Source organism: Gordonia sp. NPDC003424 (assembly GCF_053588655.1).
Window position 1 is genome coordinate 81,894 of the sequence record NZ_JBSFQJ010000004.1, and the last position, 24,934, is coordinate 106,827.

Below are 24,934 nucleotides of genomic sequence, written 5' to 3' on the forward strand. Positions count from 1 at the left end.
TGCGCTGGGCCCTCGTCGCGCGTCACGATGGCTGCATGGACACGAAGCAGCTCGAAGGGATGTGGGCGACACGGCCGATCCGGCCGAACGCCGGACGCACCATCGCCGGTGTCTGCGCCGGCATCGGTGCGCGCTATCGCGTGGACCCCACGCTGGTGAAGGTCGCCTTCGTCGTGGCGACGCTGTTCGGCGGCAGCGGTCTGGTGCTCTACATCGCGGCCTGGGTCGCATTGCCGAGCCAGGACCACTCCGACGAGGTGGGACCGATGTTCGGCGGGCCGTCGGCCCCACACCGCGGACCCGGAAACCGGCCGCACCGCAACGGGAAACTCGTGTTGTTGATCGTGCTGGGGATCATCCTGGTGACGTCGTTCGGACCCAACAGCACATGGAGTTCCGGCGGTCTGGTCGGTGCCGCGCTGATGCTCTTGGGGTGGTGGCTGCTCTATCAACGCACGCCCGAACCGCCTCCCGGCACGAGCGCCGACACCCGCACACCGCCGGCACAGCCGTCGACGTACGGCGACGCCGATCTGCGACGATGGACCCCGCGCGGCATGACGTGGCCCCCACCGGCTGCCGAACAACCGGCGGCACAACGCTTCTCCACGACCTCCGCCGGCGCGACGCCCACGCCGGGACAGCCCACCGACTACGCGCAGCGCACGCCCCCGGCCTGGGATCCACTGGGCGCAGCCCAATTCGCCTGGGATCTGCCCGAACCCACACCCACCGACGTCCCCGCCGGCCGACCCGAACGACGGTCGCCGTTGACCCTCATCGTCCTCGGCGTCGCGGTGGTGGTGGCCGCGGCGGGAGCTGCGGCGCACGAGGCCGGCGCCGACTGGTTCACCCCAGCCCGCATCCTGTCGCTGTCGCTCGCGGTGGTCGCCGGCGGCCTGATCCTCGCGGGATTGCGCCGCCGCCGCTCCGGCGGCCACAGCACCGGTCTGGTCCCGCTCGCCCTGGTGTTGGCCGCTGCGGTGATCGCCACTACGGCCGCGACCCATTTCGACGGCCCGCCACCCGGCGGAGCGGGTGAACGTGTGTGGAAACCGTTGAGCGAGAACGATATCAAACCCGAGTACACCTTGACGGTGGGCAAGATGACCCTCGATCTGAGCGACGTCGACCTGACCGCCGACCGCACCGTCGACCTGCGCAGCGGTGTCGGTGAGATCCATGTCCTGGTGCCGCCGGACATGAACATCCGTGCGCACTGCAACACCACCGTCGGCGACTACACCTGTCCCGAGGGATTGTCCGGTGGCGGCGACGGCACCGACGGTCCGGTGCTGACGATCAACGCGACCAGCACCGCGGGAAAGGTGGAGGTGACCCGATGAACGACCCCACCGACATCGAACGCGGCGATACCCGCCACCGGGCCCCCGGTCTCGTCCTGCTCGGCGTGGCGGCTCTGCTGGTGGCGGGCTGGGGCATCGCGGGAGGCCCCGACCTCCCCGACGCCGCCTCGCTCGGCTGGATCGCGGTGGCGGCCGGGCTGTCGATCGGCCTGATCCTGATCGTCACCGGCGCACGGTCATCACGACGCTGAGGTGGCGTCAGAGCGTGGGCGTCACTCCCACTCGATGGTGCCCGGCGGCTTGCTCGTCACGTCGAGCACCACACGGTTCACCTCGGGCACCTCGTTGGTGATGCGGGTCGAGATCACCTCGAGCACCTCGTATGGCACGCGGGTCCAGTCCGCGGTCATCGCGTCCTCGCTCGACACCGGCCGCAGCACGATCGGATGTCCGTACGTCCGGCCGTCTCCCTGCACGCCGACACTGCGGACGTCGCCGAGCAGCACCACCGGACACTGCCAGATCTGGTTGTCGAGGCCGGCCGCGGTGAGTTCCTCCCGGGCGATCAGATCGGCCTTGCGCAACAGGTCCAGGCGGTCGGCGGTCACCTCGCCGACGATGCGGATGGCCAGGCCCGGCCCAGGGAACGGCTGCCGGGCGACGATCTCCTCGGGCAGGCCGAGTTCGCGGCCGACCGCCCGGACCTCGTCCTTGAACAGCAGGCGCAGCGGCTCCACCAGGGAGAACTCGAGGTCGTCGGGCAGTCCGCCGACGTTGTGGTGGCTCTTGATGTTCGCGGTGCCGCTGCCGCCACCCGATTCGACGACATCCGGGTACAGGGTGCCCTGCACCAGGAACTCGACGGCGTCGCCGTGCTCTGCCCGATCGCCGAGAACATCGGTGACCGCACCCTCGAAGGAGCGGATGAACTCACGGCCGATGATCTTGCGTTTGGTCTCCGGATCGCTCACCCCGGACAGTTCAGCCAGGAACGTGCCCGCGGCGTCGACGGTCACCAGTCGCGCGCCGGTGGCACTGACGAAGTCATGTTGCACCTGCTCACGTTCACCGGCACGCAACAGTCCGTGATCGACGAACACGCAGGTCAGCCGGTCACCGATGGCCCGTTGCACGAGCGCGGCCGCGACGGCCGAGTCGACACCACCCGACAGCCCGCAGATCGCGAGTCCGCCACCGATCTGGTCGGCGACGGCGTCGATCAGCTGGTCGGCGATGTTGGCGGGTGTCCAGTCGGCCTCCAGCCCGGCGATCTCGTACAGGAACCGGGTGAGCACCTGCTGACCGTGCGGCGTGTGGAGCACCTCCGGGTGATACTGCACCCCGGCCATCTGGCGCTCGACGCACTCGAAGGCGGCCACCGGGGCGCCGGGCGTCGACCCGGTCACCGTGAACCCCTCCGGTGCCACCTGGACCGCGTCGTTGTGACTCATCCACACCGGCTGGGTGTCGGTGAGACCCTGATGCAGGATGCCGTTCCCGTTGAGCGACAACGTGGTTCGACCGAACTCTCGCCCACCGGTGTTGGCGACCTCGCCGCCGAGTGCCCTCGCCATCGCCTGGAAGCCGTAGCAGATCCCGAACACCGGGACGTCGAGGTCGAACACACCGGGGTCGAGCGCGGGGGCGTCGTCGGCGTAGACCGATGCGGGACCGCCGGAGAGGATCAGCGCCACCGGGTTGCGCGCCCGGAATTCCGCGAGCGGCGCGTCATGCGCGATCACCTCGGAGTAGATGCGGGCCTCACGGACCCGACGGGCGATGAGCTGGGCATACTGTGCGCCGAAATCGATCACCAGAACCGGACGTGGAACCCCTGCGGAAGAATCGGTCACCTGAGCGAGTGTAAGTGGTGCGGGTCAACGGTGGCCCGGCGGTCGGGGCGTGCGCGCCCGGCAGCCATAATGCAAGCCATGTCCTCGAGTACCGACACGCCCTCGTCCCGGCGGTTCGCCTTCTCGGTGACCGATCTGACACAAGCGGCGGTGTTCGCGGCGCTCATCGCGGCACTCGGTCTGCCGGGCACCATCACCATCGGGTCGTCGGGTGTGCCGATCACGCTGCAGACACTCGGTGTGATGCTGGCCGGATCTATCGTCGGACCGCGCAAGGGAACCCTCGCGGTGCTCATCTTCGCGGCGCTGGCGATCGCGGGTCTCCCCATCCTCGCCGGCGGGCGCAGCGGTCTGGTCTCGCTCGCCTCACCCACCGCCGGGTTCTTCGTGGGGTTCCTGCCCGCCGTGATCGTCATCGGAGTGGGGACCGCGCTGATGATGCCGCGGTATCGAATCCTCTGGGGCATCGTCGTGAACATCCTCGGCGGCATGGTGGTGCTCTATGCGTGCGGCATCATCGGCCTGCTGCTGCGCACCGACCTGTCGCTGTGGGCCGCGATCTCCACCAACGGCATCTACATCCCCGGCGACATCGCGAAGGCGGTCGTCGCCGCACTCGTCGCATCACAGGTCCATCGCGCCTACCCGGGGCTGATCACCCCGATGCGATGGCGCCGGGCGGCATGACCGCGCGGCATTGATCGAGTTCCGCTGATGACCGAGTTCCGCTGATGATCGAGTTCCGTGACGTCGGGCACACTTTCGGGGATCGTGTCGTGCTCCGCGACATCACCCTCGAACTGCCCGAGCGGCGCATCGGGATCATCGGCGCGAACGGCAGCGGCAAGTCGACTTTGGCACGAATGATCAACGCCCTGGTCGTCCCCGACCGGGGGACGGTGTGTGTCAACGGGATCGACGCGGCTCGGGAGAAACGGCGGGTCCGCCGGGAGGTGGGATTCATCTTCAGCGATCCGGATCGGCAGATCATCATGCCGACGGTGTCCGAGGACATCGATCTCTCGTTGCGGCGCACCATCTCCGATCGCGCCGACCGCGCCCGGCGGGTGAGCGCGGTGCTCGACCAGTTCGGGCTCGCCGGCCACGCCGACCATCCGGCGCATCGGCTCTCCGGCGGGCAGAAGCAGCTGTTGGCGTTGGCGTCGGTGATGGTGACCGGCCCGGGTGTGCTCGTCGCCGACGAGCCGACCACCCTGCTGGACCTGCGCAACGCGTCGATGCTCCGCGACGTGTTCGCCACGCTCGACGAACAACTCGTGGTGCTCACCCATGACCTCGACATGGTCGCCGACTTCGACCGGGTCATCGTGCTCGACGAGGGCCGGGTCGTCGCCGACGACTCCCCCGGCCCGGCCGTGGCCGCCTACCGCGCGCTGATGTCATGACGACCCTCGGTGTCTACCGGCCGGGAACCTCGCTGCTGCATCGGGTTCCGGCCGGGGTCAAGCTCGTGGCGCTGGCCGTCGCCATTCTGGTCATCGGACTGTTCGTCCGGACGCCACTGTCGTTGGGGGTGACGGTGATCGGGGTGGCCGCGGTCTACGCGGTCGCCGGCATCGGGCCGCGCGAGGCGTGGCGACAACTGAAGCCGATGACCTGGGTCCTGGTGTTCATCTTCGTCTTCCAGGTGATCTTCACCGATTGGCAACGCGCGCTGGTGGTCTGCGGCGTCCTGGCCACCTCGGTGGCACTGGCCGCCGCGGTCTCGTTGACCACACGCACGACCGACATGCTCGACGCCCTGATGCGTACGCTGACACCGTTGCGGCGTTTGGGGATTCGCACCGACCAGGTCGCCCTCACGCTGGCGCTGGCGATCCGGTCGATTCCCCTCATGGTGGAGGTGGTCGGCCAGGTCGACGAGGCACGTCAGGCTCGCGGACTACGGCCCGGCGCACGGATTCTGGTGGCGCCCATCGTCATCGAGGCCCTGCGGATGGCCGACGGATTCGCCGACACGATGATCGCGCGCGGACTGGACTGACGCGCCGGCTCACACCCGCAGCGACAGGCCGACCTTCTGGAACTCCTTGAGGTCGCTGTACCCGGCTTTCGCCATCGACCGGCGCAGCGCACCAACGAGATTCAGCTCGCCGAACGGATCCTGCGACGGCCCGTTCAGCACGCACGCGAGGCTCGGCCGGTCGTCGGCGGTGGCCACCTGGAGCAGCGCACCGCGCGGGGTGTCGGGGTGGGCGGTCGCCGACGGCCAGTACCAGCCCCGGCCGGGCGCCTCGGCCGACGCGGCCAGCGGGGTCCCGAGCACGGCGGCATCGGCGCCACACGCGATCGCCTTCGCGAGGTCACCCGACGTGTGGATGTCGCCGTCGGCGATCACGTGGACATACCGCCCACCGGTCTCGTCGAGGTAATCGCGGCGTGCGGCGGCCGCGTCGGCGATCGCGGTGGCCATCGGCACCCCGATGCCGAGCACCTCGCCGGTGGTGGTGGCGCCGGTCGCCGAGCCGTAGCCGACGATGACACCGGCCGCACCGGTCCGCATGAGATGCAAGGCCGTTCGGTGATCGTGGACGCCGCCGGCGATGACCGGGATGTCCAGGTCCGCGATGAAGGTCTTGAGGTTGAGCGGTTCCCGCGCGGCACCGCCCATCGGATCCGCCTGTTCCACATGCTCGGCCGAGATGATCGTGCCGTGCACGACAAGGATTTCCACGCCGGCCTCGAGCAGAGCCGGCGTCAGTTCCAGCGCGTGCTGCGGGCTCACCCGGACCGCGGTGGTCACCCCGGCGTCACGGACGGTGGAGATCGCCTCCCGCAACAGTCCGGTGTCCAAAGGAGCCGAATGCAGTTGCTGGAGATGACGAATCGGCGCGAACGGATCGGCACTCTGTGTCGCGACCGTGATCAGCTCGTCGATCTTGGCGTCGACGTCGCGGTGGCGCGCCCACAGACCTTCGCCGTTGATGACACCGAGCGCACCGAGTTTGCCGAGCTCGATCGCCATCTCGGGCGAGACGAGCGCGTCGGTCGGGTGGCTGAGAATCGGTGAGGTGAACCGGTACGCATCGATCTGCCAGTCGGTCGAGACGTCCTTGGACGACCGTGTCCGCCGGGACGGGACGATACTGATGTCCTCGAGTTCGTAGGTGCGGCGCGCGATGCGCCCCATACCGATTTCCACGTCGTCACGCACCGTTGCGCCTTTCTATACGCGAGCTGAACTTTCGCACCGGACCCAGCGTCCGGTGTCAGCGGGAATAGTAGTTGGGCGCCTCGGCGGTCAGCGTGATGTCGTGCGGGTGCGACTCCTTGAGTCCGGCCGCGGTGATCTGCACGAATCGGGCGTTCTGCAGGTCGGCGATCGTCGACGCACCGGTGTACCCCATCGCGGCGCGGAGTCCGCCGACGAGTTGGTGGATCACCTGGCCGAGCGGCCCGCGGAACGGCACCCGCCCCTCGATACCCTCCGGAACCAGCTTCTCCTCCTTGAGGACATCGTCCTGGAAGTACCGGTCCTTGGAGTACGACTTGCCCTGCCCGCGACCCTGCATCGCCCCGAGCGAGCCCATGCCGCGATAGCTCTTGAACTGCTTGCCGTTCACCAGGATCAGATCGCCGGGGGCCTCCGCGGTGCCGGCCAGCAGCGACCCCAGCATCGCGGTCGACGCACCGGCGGCGAGCGCTTTGGCGATGTCCCCGGAATACTGCAATCCACCGTCGGCGATGACCGGGACGTCGTGCGACTTGCACACCGCGACGGCCTCGAGGATCGCGGTGATCTGCGGTGCGCCGACCCCGGCGACGACGCGGGTCGTGCAGATGGACCCCGGGCCCACACCGACCTTCACCGCGTCCGCACCGGCCTCCACCAGCGCGAGCGCTGCCTCCCGGGTGGCGACATTGCCGCCGACGACCTGAACCCGCTCTCCCACTTCGGCTTTCAGCTTCGCCACCATGTCCAGCACGAGCCGGTTGTGCGCGTGCGCGGTGTCGACGATGATGACGTCGGCACCGGCGTCGGCCAGCGCCATCGCGCGATCCCACTGTGGGTCACCGGTTCCCACGGCGGCCCCGACGAGCAGGCGGCCGTCGGCGTCCTTGGTCGCCAGCGGATGCTGCTCGGTCTTGACGAAATCCTTGACCGTGATCAGCCCGGTCAGCCGGCCGTTGCCGTCGACGATCGGCAGCTTCTCGATCTTGTTGCGGCGCAACAGTCCCAGGGCCGCCTCGGCGGACACCCCCTCCTGCGCGGTGATCAGCGGCGACTTGGTCATGACCTCGGACACCGGGCGCGACTGATCCACCTCGAACCGCATGTCACGGTTGGTGATGATGCCGACGAGTTCACCGCGTTCGTCGACGACGGGCAGCCCGGAGATGCGATAGCGGGCACACATCCCGTCGACCTCGGCCAGGGTGTTGGTCGGCGAACAGGTGACCGGGTCGGTCACCATCCCGGCCTCCGAACGCTTCACCGTCTCGACCTGGCCGGCCTGGTCCTCGATCGACAGATTGCGGTGCAGCACACCCATGCCGCCGGCACGGGCCATGGCTATCGCCATCCGCGACTCGGTGACAGTGTCCATCGCGGAACTGACGAGTGGGACGCGCAACGTGATGTTCTTGGTGACCCGCGAGGATGTGTCGGCATCGCTCGGGATGACGTCGGAGGCCGAAGGCAGCAGCAGGACGTCGTCGAAGGTGAGGCCGAGCATCGCGACCTTGCCGGGGTCATCTCCACCGGTGCGAACGTGCGTCATCGCTCCATGGTATCGGCACCGCCGCAGTGGCGACGCTCACCCTCGATCCGACCGTCGGACTGCCGGACACAGGCCGGGCGGGTCTGTGGAGTCCTCACCGCATCAGAGCCGGTTCATCGGCTACCGTGGACGTGTGCGTGACCACCTTCCACCCGGCCTCCCGCCAGACCCGTTCGCCGACGATCCCGGCGGCGACCCGGCGGCCGCTCTCGACTCGGTGGAACCGGGCATCCCTCTCGACGAGAACGAGCGGATGGCCGTCGAAGAAGACCTGGCTGACCTCGCGGTTTACGAGGCCCTCCTGGGCCATCGAGGCGTCCGTGGACTCGTCGTCGTCTGCGACGACTGCCAAGAGGATCACTACCACGACTGGGACATGCTGCGCGCCAACCTGTTGCAGCTGCTGATCGACGGATCCGTCCGTCCACACGAACCCGCCGTCGATCCGCGCCCGGACGCATACGTCACCTGGGACTACTGCCGCGGATACGCCGACGCGCACGCACACTTCGACGACGAGCGCTGAGCCCGTCCATCTGCCCCAACCGTCAGTGGAACGGTGCGTACCACCACGGCCACAACTCCGTCGTGGTTGTCGGTAGCGGTACCGTCGGTTGCGTCTGGACGGGTGGCAGCGGCTGGGTCGTCGGTACCGTCGGCACCGTCGTGGGCTCGGGTACCACGGTGGTCGCCGGCTCCACCGGTGGAATGGTCGTGGTCGTCGCCGGTGGCTCGGGTTGCGGAACAGTCTGATTGGTGACCGGTGGGGGGGTCTGCTCGGTGGTACCCGGATTCCCGGTTCCGGTTCCCTGGTCACCGCCACCTGGCTGCGGCTGCGGCGAGACGGTCACGGTGGTCGACGTATTGTCGCCACCTGAGCGCTGCAGATCACGCGGCGGCGTCGCCGGCCCGGTGACGGCAGGCGGCGTGAGCGGGGTGCCCGCGGACGTCGTGTCGGTCGCCGAGGTCGAGGCCGACGTCGGCGGCAACGAGGTGCCGGCATCGGCCGCCAACCGTTTCATCCACTCGTTCATCCGATTTCGGGTTTCGGTGTCCCGAACCGGCTGCAGATCGTTCTGCGCGCTCGCGATGAGTGCGGCGGCCTTGGACATGTCGCCGGCCGCGACGGCGGCCTCCGCCTTCTCCAGATTCGCCTGCACGTCCATCGACGCCTGCGTCTGTGTGGCCTCCTCGGCGAACACCACCCGCTTGACGCCCCAGAGCGGGTCGCCCGGGGACGATCCCTCGGCGAGAACCGTGAGCCCCGCCCCGGCCACGATGACCACCGCGGCCGCACCGGAGATGATCCGCAGATGCCGTGCGACCCCACGGCTGCGGCGTGCCCGCTCGGTCGCGGCGATCGCGGCCTCGACGTCGTCGATGGTCGGCATGTCCGGTGCGGGCGCCGCCACGACTTCGTGCCGCCAGCTCGAGAGCAGTTCGGCGAGTTGATATTCGGCGGCGTCCCTGGTGGGGACCGGACGATCGGCGGCGAGCGAGTCGAGGAACTGGTCGTCGGCATGCACCTCGGTCATGTCGATCGGCTCGGTGTGGTCCCAGCCGTCACCGGAAGGGTTATGCACGTCGTTCATCGGTCTCACCTGCCTCTCGCAGTTGGTCTTTCAGTTTTGCCAGTGCCCGGTGCTGAGCGACACGCACCGCGCCGGCCGTACTGCCGACCGCGTCGGCGGTCTCCTCCGCCGACAGCCCGGCCACGAGACGCAGGATGAGCACCTCACGCTGCTTCTCCGGCAGGATCGTCAACAGCTCCCGCATCTGACGGCTGGCATCCGCGTCCAGGGCAGACTGTTCGGGGCCGCCGGTCACGACGACGGTCTCCGGCAGGACCTCGACCGGGTCCGACTTGACCCGGGCGGCGACGCGCATCGCGTCGGCCACCTTGTGTGCAGCGATGCCGTAGACGAAGGCCATGAATGGCTTGCCCTGGTCCTGATACCGGGGCACGGCGGTCATCACCGCCATCAACACCTCCTGCGCAATGTCATCGGCAGAGAACAAGTGTCGTTCTCCGACGCCAATCCGCCCTCGGCAGTAGCGCAGAATCGGGTCCTGCACACTTTCGAGAACTGACGCGAGCGCGTCGCGGTCACCCTGCCTGGCGGCGCGGACAACCTCGTCGAGCTCAGCACCCGTCAGTTTCATCGTCAGTTGAGATCCCCGTGTTACATGTGTGCTTGTCGTTGCGTGCGGTACCCCCAAGTAACCTTACTGACGGCCGCAGACAATCCGGGGACCCCCACCCGTGCCGGGGCTCACGCAGCCTCGAACGGCACCCCGCGTCGGATCAGTTCGGCCCGGGTTTGTGCGAGTTGGCGCCGGGTTTCGTCGTCTGCCCCGTCCAGCCCCGCACGCAGCGCCCATGACGCCCACTCGAGCGGCAGCAGACCGGCGGCCCGGGCGCGGGTCGTCACCTGTGTCGCCCGGTTGCGCGCCAGTCGACCATTGCCGGCCGCCGCGTCGGCCGCCGCGGCGATGAGCAGGGTTTTCACTCGGTGCCGCTCGGGCGTGCCGTCGATCTCGCTGATCTCGAGCGCCGCCCGCGCGTGCCCGAGGGCAGCGGCCGGGTCGCCGGCATACATACCGAGTTCCGCGGACACCCATTCGATGCGCAGGGACGGGCGGCGATCGCCGAACCACTCCGCATCACCGTTCGTGGGGAAAGCACGGGCTCGACGAAGCAATCGGGCGGCGGCACCGAGGCGCAACCGGCCGAGGTCGTCGGCCGCGAGACCGACGAGGGCATCGAGTGTGGCCGCCCGATGCCACGTCGACGCGCGCCGGCGGACAGGCCCGGCGAGCAACAAGGCATGCCCGTCGAGGGCGCTCGCGGCGGCGTGACGGCCCGCCTGCCGGAGCAGTGAGGCGCGTGTCGAGAGAGCCAGGGATGCGAGCGAATCGTCGCCGGCCAAACGACCGAGCCGGGTGAGAGCCTCCAGTCGGGCCGTCGCACCCGCGGTGTGACCGAGACCTCCCTGTTCTACGGCCTGCTGCCAGACCAGTCGCCCGTCCGACCATTTGCCCATTTCAGACCCTATTTTCTCACGCCTTCCGAACGGTTCCGAAAGCGGTAACAGGTTGCAGTTAGCATGAATTTAACCTGTCGTCACAAACATTAATTCACCCAGAAGGTCACGAACAAATAAGCGGAATATGTCCACGAGGTTACGTGGACACATTCCGCGCCGCACCCGATCACGCGACAGGAATGAACGCCAATCACTCTGCCTTCCAAGAGAATTGCCAGGTCAGGAAGATTGTCCAGACATAATCGGGGGGCGGATGCACCTGTCCGAAAGGACATGGTATGCCAATCCGATCAGACAATCTCACGTTAACAACAATGGAATTTTCGCCATCGTTCAAAGGCTATTTGGCGGTATTGACTCGATTTCTTCCGCTTGCCTACTGTGAGCGTGCGCCGATGAAAACGAGTGCTCATGCAGACAAGGAGCAGCTGTCATGCCTCAGCCCAATCATCTCCCCGGACCCAACGCCGACATCTGGGACTGGCAAATGAAGGGCCTGTGCCGAGGGGTCGACTCGTCGATGTTCTTCCACCCGGACGGCGAACGCGGACGCGCGCGTGCCCAGCGTGAGCGTCGCGCCAAGGAAATGTGTCATCAGTGCCCGGTCATCGCCCAATGCCGCGAGCATGCGCTCGCGGTGGCGGAACCGTACGGGATCTGGGGGGGACTCTCGGAATCCGAACGCAGCATGTTGATGAAGCGCGGCGTCGGCCGTCGCATCGCAAGCTGAGCACACCGGACCACCCGCTCGTCTGACCCAAAACATGCCATCGGGGGCACCGATCGTTGCCGATCAGTGCCCCCGATTGGTGTGTGTCGTCGAGCCGGGCGGGCAGCCTTACCGAGCGTGTCCGCCTAGTGAGCGTGTCCGTGGTGGCCGTGGCCGCCCGCAGCAGCCTCTTCCGGCTTGTCGGTCACCGCGGTCTCGGTGGTGAGCACCATGCGGGCCACCGACGCGGCGTTCACGATCGCCGAGCGGGTCACCTTGACCGGGTCGATGATGCCGTCGGCGAGCAGGTCACCGTAGGTGAGCGTGGCGGCGTTGTAACCGTGCCCACGCTCGGCGGCGGCGACCCGATTGACCACGACCGCGCCGTCGACGCCGGCATTCGTGGCGATCCAGTACAGCGGCGCATCGAGTGCGTCGCGAACCACCCGCACACCGAGCGCCTCCTCCTCGGGCAGATCGGCCGCGAGCTTGTCGAGCACGACGGCGGCCTGCACGATCGCCGACCCACCACCGGGGATGATGCCCTCCTCGACCGCGGCCTTGGCTGCGGCGACCGCGTCCTCGACGCGATGCTTGCGCTCCTTGAGCGCGGTCTCGGTCGCCGCGCCGACGCGGATGACCGCGACGCCGCCGGCCAGCTTCGCCAGACGCTCGGCGAGCTTCTCCTTGTCCCAATCGGAGTCGCTCTGCTCGATCTCCCGACGCAGCTGCTCGGCCCGCTCGGTGATCGCCTCGCGGGTGCCTCCGCCCTCGACCAGGGTGGTGGCGTCCTTGGTGACCACGGCGCGCCGCACGGTGCCGAGCTGATCGAGCTCGACGTTCGACAGCGACAGGCCGATGTCGGTGGTGATGACGGTGCCGCCGGTGACCACGGCCAGGTCCTCGAGGAAGGCCTTGCGCCGGTCACCGAAGAACGGCGCCTTCACGGCGACGGCCTTGAGCGTCTTGCGGATCGAGTTGACGACCAGCGTCGAGAGCGGCTCGCCCTCGACGTCCTCGGCGATGATGAGCAGCGACTTACCGGCTCCCACGACCTTCTCCAGCAAGGGCAGGAAGTCGGGCAGCGAGCTGATCTTGTCGCGGTAGAGCAGCACGAGGGCGTCCTCGAGCACGGCTTCCTGGTTGTCGGCGTCGGTGATGAAGTACGGCGACAGGTATCCCTTGTCGAACTGCACACCCTCGGTGATCTCGAGTTCGGTGTTGAGTCCGGAGCCTTCTTCGACGGTGACGACACCGTCGGTGCCGACGGTGTTCATCGCCTTGCCGACCATGGTGCCGACCTCTTCGTCGCGCGACGACACGGTCGCGACCTGGGCGATCGCCTTCTCGCCGTCGACCGGGGTGGCGACGCGCAGCAACTCGTCGCTGATCGCGTCGGCGGCCTTGCCGATGCCGGCGCCGAGCGTGATCGGGTTCGCACCCGCCGCGACGTTGCGCAGGCCGGTGGTGACCATGGCCTGGGCCAGCACGGTGGCAGTGGTGGTGCCGTCACCGGCGACGTCGTTGGTCTTGGTGGCGACCGACTTCACCAGTTGCGCACCGAGATTCTCGGACGGATCCTCCAGGTCGATGTCACGGGCGATGGTGACACCGTCGTTGGTGACGTTGGGGCCGCCGAAGGACTTCGCCAGCACCACGTGGCGGCCGCGGGGGCCGAGGGTGACCTTGACGGTGTCGGCGAGCTTGTTGATGCCGCGCTCGAGCGCGCGCCGCGCCACATCGTCGTATTCAATGTTCTTGGGCATGGGTCTCTTTCACTCTGGGGAGACAGATCCGCCCCGGCGCCCACTGGGCACCGGGGCGGAACGGCGATGAGTTCGCGAGTCTCTACTTGCCGATGACGGCCAGGACGTCGCGGGCCGAGAGGATCAGGTACTCCTCGCCGGCGTACTTGATCTCGGTGCCGCCGTACTTGCTGTAGATGACGGTGTCGCCTTCCTTGACGTCGACCGGGACGCGGTTACCCTGCTCGGTCACGCGGCCCTCGCCAACTGCGATGACGGTGCCTTCTTGCGGCTTCTCCTTGGCGGTGTCCGGGATGACCAGACCGGACGCGGTGGTCGTCTCTGCCTCCACGGCCTGCACCAGGATCTTGTCCTCAAGCGGCTTGATGTTCACGCTCGCCACGATGTGGGTCCTCAACTTTCGTACTGAGTTCGTTGAACGGTGTAACGATTTGCACGTTCGTGACGCTGGGCCGAGGTCTCGTCGTCGCGGGTGCCGAGGCCCCAGACAGTGTCACTAGCACTCTATACACGAGAGTGCCAGCACTCAAGGGCGGAGGCTGCAAAAGTCCCGGTTCGGTGATCCGCTGACGGCGAACACGGCGGCAATACGGCCGGGCCGGACGGGTCAGAGCTGGCTGACCTGCACCGACATTCCGGGGTCGGTGGCCACGGTCAGCGGGGACGGTTCCGCGCCGCCACCGATGACGTGCGCCCCGAGCGTCGCGATCATCACGCCGTTGTCGGTGCACAACCGCGGCTTGGGCACGCGCAGCGTGATGCCGGCCGCCGCACACCGCTCCTGCGCCAGCGACCGGATGCGCGAGTTGGCGGTCGCGCCGCCGCCGAGGACGAGGGTGTCGACGTCGAGGTCGGTGCAGGCCCGGATCGCCTTGCGCGTCAGCACGTCGGCCACGGCCTCCTGGAACGAGGCGGCGACGTCGGGGATCGGCACCTCGCGGCCTTCTCGTTCACACTTCTCGACGTAGCGCGCGACGGCGGTCTTGAGGCCGCTGAAGGAGAAGTCGTACCGCGCGTCACGGGGCCCGGTCATCCCGCGGGGGAACGCGATGGCGCTCGGATCACCGTCGGCGGCGGCACGATCGAGTGCCGGCCCACCCGGGAATCCGAGGTCGAGCAGCCGCGCCACCTTGTCGAACGCCTCGCCCGCCGCGTCGTCGACGGTGGTGCCGAGTTCGACGATCGGATCGGCGAGGTCGGTGACGTGCAGCAGGTGCGTGTGACCGCCGGAGACCAGCAACGCCACGCATTCGGGCATCGGGCCGTGCTCAAGGGTGTCCACCGCGACGTGCCCGCCGAGATGATTCATCGCGAAGAGCGGCACGTCCCATGCCAGCGCATAGGCCTTCGCCGCCGACACCCCGACCAGCAATGCGCCGGCGAGGCCCGGTCCGATCGTCACCGCGATCGCGTCCGGCCGGTCGATGCCGGCCGCCTCACGCGCGCGCTGCATCGTCGGCACGATCGCCTCGAGGTGCGCGCGTGACGCGATCTCGGGGACCACGCCGCCGAACCGCGCGTGCTCGTCCACGCTGGAGGCCACCTCGTCGGCGAGCAGCGTGGCCGCATTCCCGTCCCAGGCGACGATCCCGACACCCGTCTCGTCGCAGGAGCTCTCGATACCCATGACGATCATGTGGGCCCTCCCGGCGCGTTCTCGGTTGACTGTTCGGTCGGCAGATCCGCCGCCCGGTTCGGCGCCGGCCGGATCATGGTGAACGCGTCGGCCCCCGACGGCTGATAGTAGTTGCGGCGAATCCCTGCCCGCACGAAACCATTTCGCTCATAGAGCGCGATCGCGCCGTCGTTGTCGGTGCGCACCTCGAGGAACACCGGGGCGGCACAGACCTCGGCGACCTCGAGCATGGCCGCCAGCAACGCGCGTCCGTACCCGAGGCCGCGGTGCGACTGCGCCACCGCGATGGTGTGGATCTCGCACTCGTACGATCCGGGCGTCCCGAGGATCGAGATCCCGGCATAGCCGACGACCTCCCCGGCCCGATGGTCACGGGCGGCGAAATACCGGTTGTACGGAGCGTTGAGTTCGGCCCGGAACGCCGACGCCGGCCATGGCGAGTCATCGGCGAACATCTCCTTCTCCAGCGCCGCACACCGCGCGATGTCGGAGTACTCGAGCCCGTCGATCAGCACGTCCGAGGCGGTCATCGACCCACCTCGGCGCGTTTGCGTTTCGTCGGCTCCTTGGCGTCCGGGCGCCGGAGATAGAGCGGTACCAGTGGATGTGGCATTGCGCCGGCAGCCAATTCGTCGGCGGCCGATGCGACGAGGCCGCCCACCGAGGGCGTCGTCACCGCGCCGACGGGACGGGCGAAGAGTTCCGCGTGTGCCGGCGACCCGACGACGAGATCGATCGGTTCGGCGGCGAGGTCCTCGACCAGATTCGCGGGTGCGATCACCGCCGGATCACCCATCCGGCGGCCGTCGAGGTAGCGGGCCCAGTAGACCTCCCGTCGCCGCGCGTCGGTCACCACCAGCAACGAGGTCGCCGACGGTGTCATCCACAGAGCTTGGCGCGCAAGGGCATCCAGCGAGCACACACCGTGGACCGGCAGTCCGAGCGCATCGCCGAACGCGGCGCCGGTCGCCATACCGACCCGCAGTCCGGTGAACGGCCCGGGTCCGCAGCCGACCACGACGGCGTCGAGATCGCTACGCGCCGTACCGGATTCGGCGAGCACCTCACCGATCAGGGTGGTCAGGATCTCGGCGTGGCGGCGGCCGTCGGACACCGTGCGCTCGGCCACGGTGTCGATCGTCTCCGCACCGTCGCCGAGGATCACCACCCCCGTCACCACGGCATCCGTGGCGGTGTCGATCGCCAGTACGCGTTTCACGATTCCACCCATTCCCATTCGGCGCGACGCACTTCCGAGTCGTCGGCGCGGCGCAACCGCACCCGCAGATGCCGGTCGGCGAGCCGTTCGGCGACGCCCTCGCCCCACTCCACCACGACCACCGACCGGTCGAGGTCGCTGTCGAGGTCGAGCGCGTCGAGTTCGTCGAGGCCGCCGAGTCGGTAGGCGTCGACATGGATCATGCCCGGACGCCCTGGGGCGCCGGCGCGATGCTCGCGCGCGATGATGAAGGTCGGCGACGACACCCGGCCGACAACCCCCAGCCCGGCGGCGATTCCCCGTGCCAACGCGGTCTTCCCGGCGCCCAGCGGCCCATCGAGGATGACCAGGTCGCCGGCGCGCAGGACACCCGCGAGCTCACGTCCCAGCTCTTCGGTGTCCCCGACCTCCGGTAGCACCCGGGATCCGTTGGTCTGCAACGCATCCGTCATGTGCGCTTCCGCATCTTCCGCCACCATCGACGCCGCGGTTGCGGTGCCGCCGCACGCGCCCGGTCGACCAGATCGGCGATCGCGTCGGTCACCGTGTCGGGTTGCTCCATCTGCACCATGTGCCCGGCCCCCTCCACCACCACGAGACGGGAGTCCTCCCCCAGTTCGCCATACATGCGAACGGATTTCGGCAGCGGGGTCAGCCGATCCCGATTGCCGCACACGACCACCGACGGAACCTGGGCGAGTACCGGTAACGCGGTGGACTCGTCGTGGTCCTCGAGGGCATGCAGAAAGTTGACGATCGTCTGGATCGGGGTGTTCTGGATCATCTTCTCCACGGCACGGCCCGCCGACGGACTGTGGAAGTCGGGTCCGAAACTCGCCGCGACCAGGACCGGTTCGAGAACCTGGCGGGTGATGCCACGCCCGGCCTGCACGAGTGTCGGTGCATGGCGCACCGACAGCCGGAACGCGTCGAGCACCGGATTTGTCAGGCCCTCGCCGAGTCCGGCCTCGGTCAGGCCGCGGCTCGCGGTCGCGACGAGCGCGACCCCGGTGACCTGTCCGTCGGGCCCGAACAGTGCGGGGTGACGTCGAGCCAGCCCCATCAGCGCCATACCGCCCATCGAATGCCCCACCAGCACAAGTGGTCCCGTGGGTACGACGGCCCGGATCACCGCGGCGACATCGTCGGCGAGCTGCGCGATGGTGCACGTGTCGGTGGGTGCGTCGTCGCTGCGACCGTGCCCGCGATGGTCGAAGAAGACCATGCGGATGGTCCGGTCGGCCCAGTGCCGCGCGAGTCCAAACCGCTGGAAGTGCCAGGCCGCCATCCGCAGGCTGAAACCATGGATGAACACGACGGTCAGTTCCGGGTGGCTGTGGTCGCCGCCGTCGGGTCCGGTGACGACCGTCCGGACTGCCAGCGACAGTCCGTCATCGGTGGTGACGGTCGTCGCGTCGTCGTCGTAGATCGTGGTGAAGTCTTCTCCGGCAAACGGATCGATGTGTCCGTCCATCCTGCGGCGGGTCATGTTCCGCGCCACTCCCCCGGCGGCCACCGCCCCGAGCGCGGCGACACCGGTGACGCCCGCCAGCCATCCGACACGTTCGGAACTATCCACCCGCACCACCCATGTAGCGCCGGATCGCACGCTGCCCGATGCCGGACACGATCTCGTAGTCGATGGTGCCGATCGCGTCGGCCCAGTCCTTGGCCGTGGATCCACCGTCGCGGCCCGTGCCGAAGAGTTCGGCGACGTCCCCCTCGCGCACCCCGCCGCCGTCGGGCCCCAGGTCGATCACGAACTGGTCCATACAGATTCGTCCCACCCCGGGGAAACTCCGATCACCGATCCGGGCGGTGATGCTGCCGGACAGCAACCGCGGCACCCCGTCGGCATACCCCGCGGGAATGACGGCGATGGTCGTGTCGATCGGCGACACCCAGGTGTGGCTGTAGGAAACACCTTGTCCGGCAGCCAGTTTCTTCACCAGTGACACGCCCGCGGTGAGGGTCATCGCCGGGATCAGCCCGAAGTCGCCGCGCTCGGGGATCGGCGTACGTCCGTAGAGCGCGATTCCGGGGCGCACGAGGTCGCGGGCGAGATCCGGACGGGTCAGCGCGGCAGGCGAATTGGCGATGTGCATCACCTCGGCGGGCGCACCGAGACGGCGCAGGTCGGCGGCGGCGGTATCGAGCCGCTCGGCCTGTGCCGAGTTGAGCGGGTGGTCGGGTTCGTCGCCGCGCGCGAGGTGGCACATGATGGCGCGGACCGTGACGGCCCCGTCCGCGCGCGCCTTGGCGAGCTGGTCGGCGAAATCGGCCCACTCGTCGACGGCCACCCCGCTGCGGTTGAGCCCGGTGTCCACCTTGACCGTGACCGTCGCCGTCGTGCCGCGTGCGGTCGCGGCGGCGATCACCGCGTCGAGCTGACGCGCCGAGGACAGGGCGACGTCGATGTCGGCGCCGATGGCCGCACCGAAATCGGCGTCGGGATGGTGGAGCCAGGACGTGATGTGAGCGGTGATCCCGGCGGCCCGCAGCGAGAGTGCCTCGGTGATGTGGGCCACGCCGAGTTCGGTTGCGCCGGCGGCCAGGACCGCGCGGGCGACCGGAACTGCGCCGTGCCCATAGGCGTCGGCTTTGACGACGGCGAGGACACCGACTCCGGCAGCGGTCCGCACGATATCGACGTTGTGCGCAATCGCATCGAGATCGATGGTCGCGGTCAGGGCAGATGAGGTCATCGTCGTTCATTGTCCCAGATGCGGTTGAGTGCATCGCGTATCGCGCACCGCGGGTCAGGCCAACAGTTCCCGGATCGCCGGTCGCAGCGCCGCCAGCAGGGCCGATGCCCCGATCGGTGCGCCGCGGCTGGCGAGTCGCGCGGCGTGCGCGTGCACCCTGGCGGCGGCGGCACCCGCCAGATGGGGGGCGATTCCGGCCGCCAGGAGGGAACCTGCGATCCCGGAGAGCACGTCACCGGCACCGGCGGTCGCCGCCCAGGAGCTGCCCGCGTCGTTGCCGAAGACCACGCCGTCCGGTTCGGCGACCAGGGTGATCCGGCCCTTGAGCAGCACCGTGACCTGCCACCGGGCGGCGAGGTCGCGCACCGCGCCAAGGCGATCGGGGCCGACCTCGGCACCGGCCAGCCGGGCGAACTCACCGGCGTGTGGCGTCAGCAGGGTTGGTGCGTCCCGGTCGGTGACCAGTTCGGGGTGCTGCGCCAGCAGGGTGAGTCCGTCGGCGTCGACGAGCACCGGCAGGTCGGTCGTCAGGATCTCGCGCAGCAGGCGCAACGCGGTGTCGTCGACACCCATCCCGGGTCCGACGGCCCAGGCCTGCACCCGTCCCGCATCGGCGACGGATCGGGCCGCGACGACCTCGGGCCAGTGTCCGACCACCTCGTCCGCGGCGGTGCCGACATAGCGGGTCATTCCCGAGGTTGCGGCGACGGCAGCGCCGCTCGCCAGGATCGCGGCGCCCGGGTATCTCGCCGACCCGGCGATGACGCCCACGACACCCTGGGTGTACTTGTCGTCGGTCGGGCCGGGCAGCGGCCACAGGGCCGCCACCTCGTCGTCTGTCAGGGACAGCAGCGGCGGATCGACATCCGGGACGTCGATGCCGATGTCGATCAGCTCGGTCCGCCCGCAGCGCGGCGCCGCCAGCAGATGAGCGTTGCGGTGCACGCCGAACGTCACCGTGAGATCGGCGTGCACCGACGGGTCGTGGATCTCGCCGGTGTCGGCGTCCACACCGGATGGCAGGTCGACGGCCACGATGACCGGGCCACCGGCATCGGCCGGTGTCAAGCCACCGAACACCGCGGCAGCGTTCGGGCGGAGTGGTCCGCGTCCGCCGATGCCGACGACCCCGTCGATCACCGCGTCGAGACCTGCGCGCAGATCTGCCACGACCCGGCCGCCGGATCGCCGGAACGCCCCGAGTCCGCCGGGATGGGCCTTGTCCGGTGCGAGCAGTACGGCCTGGCAGGCGACTCCGCGGCGCCCGAGCAGTGCACCGGCGTAGAGGGCGTCGCCACCGTTGTCGCCCGCCCCGATCACCAGGCCGACGCGTCGGCCGTAGCAGCCGCCGGTGCGTGACAGGTATCGGCCGACCACGTGCGCGACACCCGCCGAGGCACGCGCCATCAAGGTCCCGTTGGCCAGGAGATCCCCGGAGGCACGTTCGGCGTCACGGACGGCGTCGGCGGTGAGGTACGGGATCGGCATGCGACCGGCTATTCGACGGTGACGGACTTGGCCAGGTTGCGTGGTTTGTCGACGTCGTAGCCGCGGGACTGGGCGACGGTCGCCGCGAACACCTGCAGCGGCACCGTCGACACCATCGGCTGCAGCAACGTGGGCACCTTGGGAATGGGGATGAAGTGATCGGCCACCGCGCGGGCGGCGAGATCGTCTTCTTCGCAGATCACGATCGTGCGGGCGCCCCGGGCCTGGATCTCGCGGATGTTGCTGACCATCTTGGAGTGCAGTACCGCACGCCCGTCGGCGGACGGCATCACGACGATGACCGGCAGATCATCTTCGATCAACGCGATGGGGCCGTGCTTGAGCTCGCCCGCGGCGAATCCCTCGGCATGGATGTAGGCGAGCTCCTTGAGCTTGAGCGCACCCTCGAGGGCGACGGGGTAGCCGACGTGACGTCCGATGAACAGCACAGTGTTGTGGTGTGCGAGGGATCGTGCGAGGTCACGGACCGGTTCCATGGTGTCCAGCACCTCGGTCACCGCGTCGGCCATGAGCTCCATGGCGGCGAACTCACGGGACACCTCGTCGGCGAATTTGGTGCCACGGGCCTGGGCCAGCGCCAGGCCGACGAGGTAGGCGGCCGCGATCTGGGCGAGGAAGCACTTCGTCGAGGCGACCCCGATCTCGGGTCCGGCGTGCGTGTAGAGGACCGCGTCGGATTCCCGCGGAATCTGGGCGCCGTTGGTGTTGCAGATGGCCAAGACGCGGGCCTTCTGGTCCTTGGCGTGGCGGACGGCCTCGAGGGTGTCGGCGGTCTCCCCGGACTGCGAGATGGCCACCACCAGGGTGGACCGGTCGAGCACGGGATCGCGGTAGCGGAACTCGCTGGCCAGTTCCACCTCGACGGGCAGCCGGGTCCAGTGCTCGATGGCGTACTTGGCGAGGAGCCCGGCGTGGTAGGCGGTACCGCAGGCGACGACGAACACCTTGTCGACGTCGCGGAGATCCTGATCGGTCAGACGCTGCTCGTCGAGGACGATGCGGCCGTCCTGGAGGTGACCGAGCAAGGTGTCGGCGAGCGCGGCCGGCTGCTCGGCGATCTCCTTGAGCATGAAGAAGTCGTAGCCACTCTTCTCCGCGGCCGCGAGGTCCCAGTCGATGTGAAAAGGCTTGCCGGAGCGGACTTCTCCGTCGAAATCGGTGATCGAGTAGGTGTCGGCGGTGATCACCACCACCTCGTCCTGTCCGAGCTCGACCGCGTCACGGGTGTGCTCGATGAACGCGGTGACATCGGAGCTGAGGAACATCTCGCCGTCACCGACGCCGAGCACGAGCGGTGTCGACCGACGAGCAGCGACGATGGTGTCCGGGTGATCGGAGTGGGTGAACACGAGGGTGAACGCACCCTCGAGGCGACCCAGCGCCGTGTACGCGCTGGCCACGAAATCGCCGGCGGTCGGCCCGGCCGCGTACTCGCGCTCGATGAGGTGCACCGCGGTCTCGGTGTCGGTGTCGGAGCTGAACTCGATGCCGGCCTCTTCGAGTTCGGTCCGCAGGGCGGCATAGTTCTCGATGATGCCGTTGTGCACGACGGCGATCCGGCCGTCGGTGCTCACATGCGGGTGCGCGTTGCGGTCGGTCGGCTGACCATGCGTTGCCCATCGGGTATGACCCATACCGGTGCTGCCGGACAGACGGTCGCGGCCGACCGTCGCGATCTGCTTGTCCAGATTCTCCAGCCGGCCGGCCTTCTTCTGGATGACGGTTCCACCGCGCCCGTCCAGGATGGCCACACCCGCCGAGTCGTACCCCCGGTACTCCATCCGCCGAAGTGCCTCGACCACGATGTCCAGAGCATCGCGCTGGCCTACATATCCGACGATTCCACACATAGCTAGTCAGGGTACCGGGGAATTCACCCCTTCTTGCTACGGCGCTTCTTGGGTTTTGCTCCGAACAGCCGCGATACCGGATCCACCGTGATGGGCGGCGGGGAGTCGAGATCGATCAGACCCAGCTTGCCGACGGTCTCGGACGGATCGGCGAACCCCGAGTAGGCCGCCTCGCCGGCCACCGTGTGCAGCAGGAATCCCGTGCACAGCGCCCGCACCAGACCGTGCAGCGCCCGGTCGGAACCGTTCCGGCCGATGACCGCCTTGACGGTGCGCCGTTCGAGAAGGTCACGCGCGTTGCCCTTGGGGATGGTGCGCAACACCACATCGCCGCCATATGCCTTGGCCAGGGCCAGGGCATTGGAATCCATCGTCTCGAGGTCACCGGCCCCTGTGACGATCAGACCGGGTGCGGAGACGAGACCGGCGGCCGGCAACAGGATCGACGTCGTCGGTGCCGGGAAGAGCGCGGCCACACCGCCGACGGACGGCACCGGGAGACCACCCAGCGGCTGATCGGATGCGGCCACGACCGCCGCCGATGCGCCGAACCCGTGGCCGACGAATCCCAGTCGATCGGCGTCGACGGTCACCGCACCGAGCCCCAGCGGGATGTTGGTCACCACGCCGAGGGCGGACCGGAGATCGGTGGCCAGCCCGATGTCGGAGGCGAGAAAGCCGGTGTTCGAGTCGGGTGCGACGGTCACGAAGCCCCACGACGCGAAGTGATAGAGCAGGTCACGGTATCGTTCGCTGCCGGCCAGCCAGGTGTGACCGAACGCGACGGCGGGCAGTCGTCGCCCGGTCGCCGGTGTGAAGATCTGCCCTCGCATGCCGACGACGCCCAGGTTGCCGCGCAACACCTTGTGCGGACCGCGGCGCGCGAGCTCACCCATCAGCTTGCCGGGCGAGCCGGTTGGTTTCGTACGCCGATCCCGCGCGGATGTCGCCGACGCCTGTTTGGTTCCCGCCACGACGACAGCCTATTCGCCGGGGGCCGGTTGGTGGGGACCGGCCTCGGCCACGTCGGCGGGCACCATCGTGACATCGGACTCGTCGGTCGAGGACCGGTGCTCGGCAAGCTCCGTGGTCAGTCGCCGCTGCGTGGCGGAGAACTCCTTGGACGCGTCGACGACCCGGGTTGTGGCGGCCCGGGCGATCGCCTCGATCTGGTCGGCCAGGTTCATCGATGCCTCTCGTGTCTTCGGGCGTTCACTCGTCGCCGGCGAGGGCAAGGCTCCCGGACGGCGCCGTCTCCTCGGACCGCCCGGCACCTGCCGATGCGTCCGCCGGGACACCCGACGGCTGCGGCGCGATCAGGGCTGCGTCCCCGGCCGGCGCGGCCGGTTCCACCGGACCGAGCTGCAACGGGACGTCGAGATCGCCGGCCTCGTCGCTCGGGCCGTCATCGCTGCCGTCCGGCGGCAGATGCGGTGATTCGACGGCGTCCGGCACCGGCTCGGCGATGACCCCGGTCGGTGTCACCTCGACAGCGGAGTCCGGCGTCCGGTCGGGGTCGACGCGCGGGGCCGGGTCGACGCGCGGGGCGGGGTCGACGCGCGGGGCCGGGACAGGGTCTGTCGGGTATGGATCGGCGTCCATGTCGTCGGTGGCACGGGTGAGTTGTCGCAGTATCTCGTCGATACCGTCGACGGTGGTCGCCGCCGAGGTGAAGTAGAGACCGGCCCGCGAGGTGATGTCCTCGGCGACGATCTTGAGCGGCACCTGACCGCTCACGACGGCCTCGGGTACTGCCTCGATGGGCACACCCGCGACGAGTGGGGCGGTCAGCCGCACCACGGTGACGTACCAGGTGCGCAGGAGCTGGTCGATGCCCGATGCCGCCGCGCCGGTGGCGTCCGACAGTGTGCGCAGGGTGTGCAGGTCGGCCTCCGCACGGCGCTGATGCGCGACGACGGCGCCGACCGCCCGGGTGCCGCTGTCGCCGGTCCAGCCGCGGTCGAGCCGGATCTGTTGTTCGGGCAGTCGGTGCAGGTGATCGGCGACGGAACGGTAGGCGACGGCCAGGCGGTGACTGTCGGCGGCAAATGTGGCCGCGTCGAAGGCCCCCACCTTGAGAAACGGTGGCTCCACATCTGCCGGGTCGGCGGCATCGATGTTCAGCCGCTCGGCGAGACGGAGGATCGCGATCAGGTCGTCAATCCCGGACACCGCTCGATCACGCAGTGCCGCAAGCGAATCGGACCGCGCGGTCACCGAGTGACCTCACCCGGATCGCGGTCTGCCGGGCGTGTGAGATCATGCCGGATGTCGCTGTCGGCGTCGGTCAGCACGGTCAGTCCGTGTTCGAGCGCGATGGACAGGCGGTCGGCGGCGACGGACTGTTCGGCGAGTCGCAGGGCGATGATCCGCCCCATCTCGCGGTAGCGGTCACCGAGTTCGCGATAGTCGTCGTCGAGGGCCCAGTCCCCCAGCTCCTCGGCACCGAGATCGGCAGCGGCGGCACCGACGACCTCGGCCGCCGAGCGGTAGAAGGAGACCACGTCGGCGATCTCGTCGGCATCGATGAACAGCCGCGAATCCGGCATTGCCTACCCCCTTGCGCGCGTCCGCTTGAAGTTTAGACGCGC

Annotated in this window: 27 protein-coding genes; 7 read left to right on the forward strand and 20 right to left on the reverse strand. The window is 68.8% G+C overall.

All coding sequences use genetic code 11. The features are described from left to right. Positions 1 to 35 precede the first annotated feature (35 nt). Complete coding sequence (locus ACWDTI_RS07805; RefSeq protein ID WP_449737493.1) at positions 36 to 1,346, forward strand: PspC domain-containing protein; 1,311 nt, start codon at positions 36 to 38, stop codon at positions 1,344 to 1,346. Beyond that, positions 1,343 to 1,558: a hypothetical protein gene (locus tag ACWDTI_RS07810; protein WP_449737494.1), complete on the forward strand. Its 216-nt coding sequence runs from the start codon at positions 1,343 to 1,345 to the stop codon at positions 1,556 to 1,558. Before ACWDTI_RS07805 ends, ACWDTI_RS07810 begins: the two co-directional genes overlap by 4 nt. Positions 1,559 to 1,579: 21 nt before the next feature. On the opposite strand, the gene guaA is transcribed toward ACWDTI_RS07810, so the two are convergent. Then, a complete protein-coding gene (gene guaA, locus ACWDTI_RS07815; RefSeq protein ID WP_449737495.1) occupies positions 1,580 to 3,160 on the reverse strand; it encodes a glutamine-hydrolyzing GMP synthase in 1,581 nt (526 codons plus the stop codon). A 78-nt stretch (positions 3,161 to 3,238) separates the two neighbouring features. On the opposite strand from guaA, the gene ACWDTI_RS07820 reads away from it, so the two are divergent. The 3 genes from ACWDTI_RS07820 to ACWDTI_RS07830 are packed head-to-tail and all read left to right on the forward strand — an operon-like array spanning position 3,239 to position 5,165. Beyond that, complete coding sequence (locus ACWDTI_RS07820) at positions 3,239 to 3,847, forward strand: biotin transporter BioY (RefSeq protein WP_449737496.1); 609 nt, start codon at positions 3,239 to 3,241, stop codon at positions 3,845 to 3,847. A 44-nt stretch (positions 3,848 to 3,891) separates the two neighbouring features. Then, a complete protein-coding gene (locus tag ACWDTI_RS07825; RefSeq protein WP_449737497.1) occupies positions 3,892 to 4,566 on the forward strand; it encodes an energy-coupling factor ABC transporter ATP-binding protein in 675 nt (224 codons plus the stop codon). Further along, on the forward strand, positions 4,563 to 5,165 hold the full coding sequence (locus tag ACWDTI_RS07830; RefSeq protein ID WP_449737498.1) for an energy-coupling factor transporter transmembrane component T family protein: 603 nt from the start codon (positions 4,563 to 4,565) through the stop codon (positions 5,163 to 5,165). The genes ACWDTI_RS07825 and ACWDTI_RS07830 overlap by 4 nt, the downstream gene beginning before the upstream one ends. Positions 5,166 to 5,174: 9 nt before the next feature. Here the strand turns inward: ACWDTI_RS07830 and ACWDTI_RS07835 are convergent, their stop codons facing one another. Continuing rightward, positions 5,175 to 6,335, reverse strand: coding sequence for a GuaB3 family IMP dehydrogenase-related protein (locus ACWDTI_RS07835; RefSeq protein ID WP_449737499.1), 1,161 nt, complete (start codon positions 6,333 to 6,335; stop codon positions 5,175 to 5,177). A 55-nt stretch (positions 6,336 to 6,390) separates the two neighbouring features. Continuing rightward, positions 6,391 to 7,902 carry an IMP dehydrogenase gene (gene guaB / locus ACWDTI_RS07840; protein WP_449737500.1) on the reverse strand — a complete coding sequence of 504 codons (1,512 nt, stop codon included), beginning with the start codon at positions 7,900 to 7,902 and terminating at the stop codon, positions 6,391 to 6,393. Positions 7,903 to 8,035: 133 nt separating this feature from the next. On the opposite strand from guaB, the gene ACWDTI_RS07845 reads away from it, so the two are divergent. After that, on the forward strand, positions 8,036 to 8,428 hold the full coding sequence (locus ACWDTI_RS07845; protein ID WP_449737501.1) for a DUF5319 domain-containing protein: 393 nt from the start codon (positions 8,036 to 8,038) through the stop codon (positions 8,426 to 8,428). A gap of 22 nt (positions 8,429 to 8,450) precedes the next feature. Here the strand turns inward: ACWDTI_RS07845 and ACWDTI_RS07850 are convergent, their stop codons facing one another. From ACWDTI_RS07850 to ACWDTI_RS07860, 3 genes are all read right to left on the reverse strand, one after another. Next, positions 8,451 to 9,494 (reverse strand): anti-sigma-D factor RsdA, encoded by a 1,044-nt coding sequence (locus ACWDTI_RS07850; RefSeq protein WP_449737502.1) that lies wholly within the window; start codon positions 9,492 to 9,494, stop codon positions 8,451 to 8,453. Next, on the reverse strand, positions 9,478 to 10,065 hold the full coding sequence (locus ACWDTI_RS07855; protein ID WP_449737503.1) for a sigma-70 family RNA polymerase sigma factor: 588 nt from the start codon (positions 10,063 to 10,065) through the stop codon (positions 9,478 to 9,480). The genes ACWDTI_RS07850 and ACWDTI_RS07855 overlap by 17 nt, the downstream gene beginning before the upstream one ends. Before the next feature lie 110 nt (positions 10,066 to 10,175). Beyond that, positions 10,176 to 10,946, reverse strand: a complete 771-nt coding sequence (locus tag ACWDTI_RS07860; RefSeq protein ID WP_449737504.1) for a hypothetical protein — start codon at positions 10,944 to 10,946, stop codon at positions 10,176 to 10,178. Positions 10,947 to 11,382: 436 nt separating this feature from the next. Between ACWDTI_RS07860 and ACWDTI_RS07865 the strand changes: the two genes are divergently transcribed. Continuing rightward, positions 11,383 to 11,679 (forward strand): WhiB family transcriptional regulator, encoded by a 297-nt coding sequence (locus ACWDTI_RS07865; RefSeq protein WP_449737505.1) that lies wholly within the window; start codon positions 11,383 to 11,385, stop codon positions 11,677 to 11,679. 125 nt (positions 11,680 to 11,804) lie between these two features. Here ACWDTI_RS07865 and groL read toward each other — a convergent pair whose 3' ends face one another. From groL to ACWDTI_RS07935, 14 genes are all read right to left on the reverse strand, one after another. Beyond that, positions 11,805 to 13,424 carry a chaperonin GroEL gene (gene groL, locus ACWDTI_RS07870; protein ID WP_449737506.1) on the reverse strand — a complete coding sequence of 540 codons (1,620 nt, stop codon included), beginning with the start codon at positions 13,422 to 13,424 and terminating at the stop codon, positions 11,805 to 11,807. 82 nt (positions 13,425 to 13,506) lie between these two features. Then, complete coding sequence (gene groES / locus ACWDTI_RS07875) at positions 13,507 to 13,806, reverse strand: co-chaperone GroES (protein ID WP_006334733.1); 300 nt, start codon at positions 13,804 to 13,806, stop codon at positions 13,507 to 13,509. A gap of 225 nt (positions 13,807 to 14,031) precedes the next feature. Beyond that, complete coding sequence (tsaD, locus tag ACWDTI_RS07880; RefSeq protein ID WP_449737507.1) at positions 14,032 to 15,060, reverse strand: tRNA (adenosine(37)-N6)-threonylcarbamoyltransferase complex transferase subunit TsaD; 1,029 nt, start codon at positions 15,058 to 15,060, stop codon at positions 14,032 to 14,034. After that, positions 15,057 to 15,590 carry a ribosomal protein S18-alanine N-acetyltransferase gene (gene rimI, locus ACWDTI_RS07885; protein WP_449737508.1) on the reverse strand — a complete coding sequence of 178 codons (534 nt, stop codon included), beginning with the start codon at positions 15,588 to 15,590 and terminating at the stop codon, positions 15,057 to 15,059. The genes tsaD and rimI overlap by 4 nt, the downstream gene beginning before the upstream one ends. Beyond that, positions 15,587 to 16,297 carry a tRNA (adenosine(37)-N6)-threonylcarbamoyltransferase complex dimerization subunit type 1 TsaB gene (tsaB, locus tag ACWDTI_RS07890; protein WP_449737509.1) on the reverse strand — a complete coding sequence of 237 codons (711 nt, stop codon included), beginning with the start codon at positions 16,295 to 16,297 and terminating at the stop codon, positions 15,587 to 15,589. The genes rimI and tsaB overlap by 4 nt, the downstream gene beginning before the upstream one ends. Continuing rightward, positions 16,276 to 16,731, reverse strand: a complete 456-nt coding sequence (gene tsaE / locus ACWDTI_RS07895; RefSeq protein WP_449737510.1) for a tRNA (adenosine(37)-N6)-threonylcarbamoyltransferase complex ATPase subunit type 1 TsaE — start codon at positions 16,729 to 16,731, stop codon at positions 16,276 to 16,278. The genes tsaB and tsaE overlap by 22 nt, the downstream gene beginning before the upstream one ends. Next, complete coding sequence (locus ACWDTI_RS07900) at positions 16,728 to 17,858, reverse strand: alpha/beta fold hydrolase (protein WP_449737511.1); 1,131 nt, start codon at positions 17,856 to 17,858, stop codon at positions 16,728 to 16,730. The genes tsaE and ACWDTI_RS07900 overlap by 4 nt, the downstream gene beginning before the upstream one ends. Next, the gene (gene alr / locus ACWDTI_RS07905; RefSeq protein ID WP_449737512.1) at positions 17,851 to 18,984 is read right to left on the reverse strand and encodes an alanine racemase; all 1,134 of its coding nucleotides are present in this window, start codon (positions 18,982 to 18,984) and stop codon (positions 17,851 to 17,853) included. The genes ACWDTI_RS07900 and alr overlap by 8 nt, the downstream gene beginning before the upstream one ends. A 54-nt stretch (positions 18,985 to 19,038) precedes the next feature. Beyond that, a complete protein-coding gene (locus ACWDTI_RS07910) occupies positions 19,039 to 20,472 on the reverse strand; it encodes an NAD(P)H-hydrate dehydratase (protein WP_449737513.1) in 1,434 nt (477 codons plus the stop codon). 8 nt (positions 20,473 to 20,480) lie between these two features. Continuing rightward, the gene (gene glmS / locus ACWDTI_RS07915; RefSeq protein ID WP_449737514.1) at positions 20,481 to 22,343 is read right to left on the reverse strand and encodes a glutamine--fructose-6-phosphate transaminase (isomerizing); all 1,863 of its coding nucleotides are present in this window, start codon (positions 22,341 to 22,343) and stop codon (positions 20,481 to 20,483) included. A 23-nt stretch (positions 22,344 to 22,366) separates the two neighbouring features. Next, on the reverse strand, positions 22,367 to 23,317 hold the full coding sequence (locus tag ACWDTI_RS07920) for a dienelactone hydrolase family protein (RefSeq protein ID WP_449737515.1): 951 nt from the start codon (positions 23,315 to 23,317) through the stop codon (positions 22,367 to 22,369). A gap of 9 nt (positions 23,318 to 23,326) precedes the next feature. Then, positions 23,327 to 23,530, reverse strand: coding sequence for a hypothetical protein (locus ACWDTI_RS07925; protein ID WP_449737516.1), 204 nt, complete (start codon positions 23,528 to 23,530; stop codon positions 23,327 to 23,329). 25 nt (positions 23,531 to 23,555) lie between these two features. Continuing rightward, positions 23,556 to 24,560: a hypothetical protein gene (locus tag ACWDTI_RS07930; protein WP_449737517.1), complete on the reverse strand. Its 1,005-nt coding sequence runs from the start codon at positions 24,558 to 24,560 to the stop codon at positions 23,556 to 23,558. Beyond that, positions 24,557 to 24,892, reverse strand: coding sequence for a hypothetical protein (locus tag ACWDTI_RS07935; RefSeq protein ID WP_449737518.1), 336 nt, complete (start codon positions 24,890 to 24,892; stop codon positions 24,557 to 24,559). Before ACWDTI_RS07935 ends, ACWDTI_RS07930 begins: the two co-directional genes overlap by 4 nt. Positions 24,893 to 24,934: the final 42 nt, after the last annotated feature.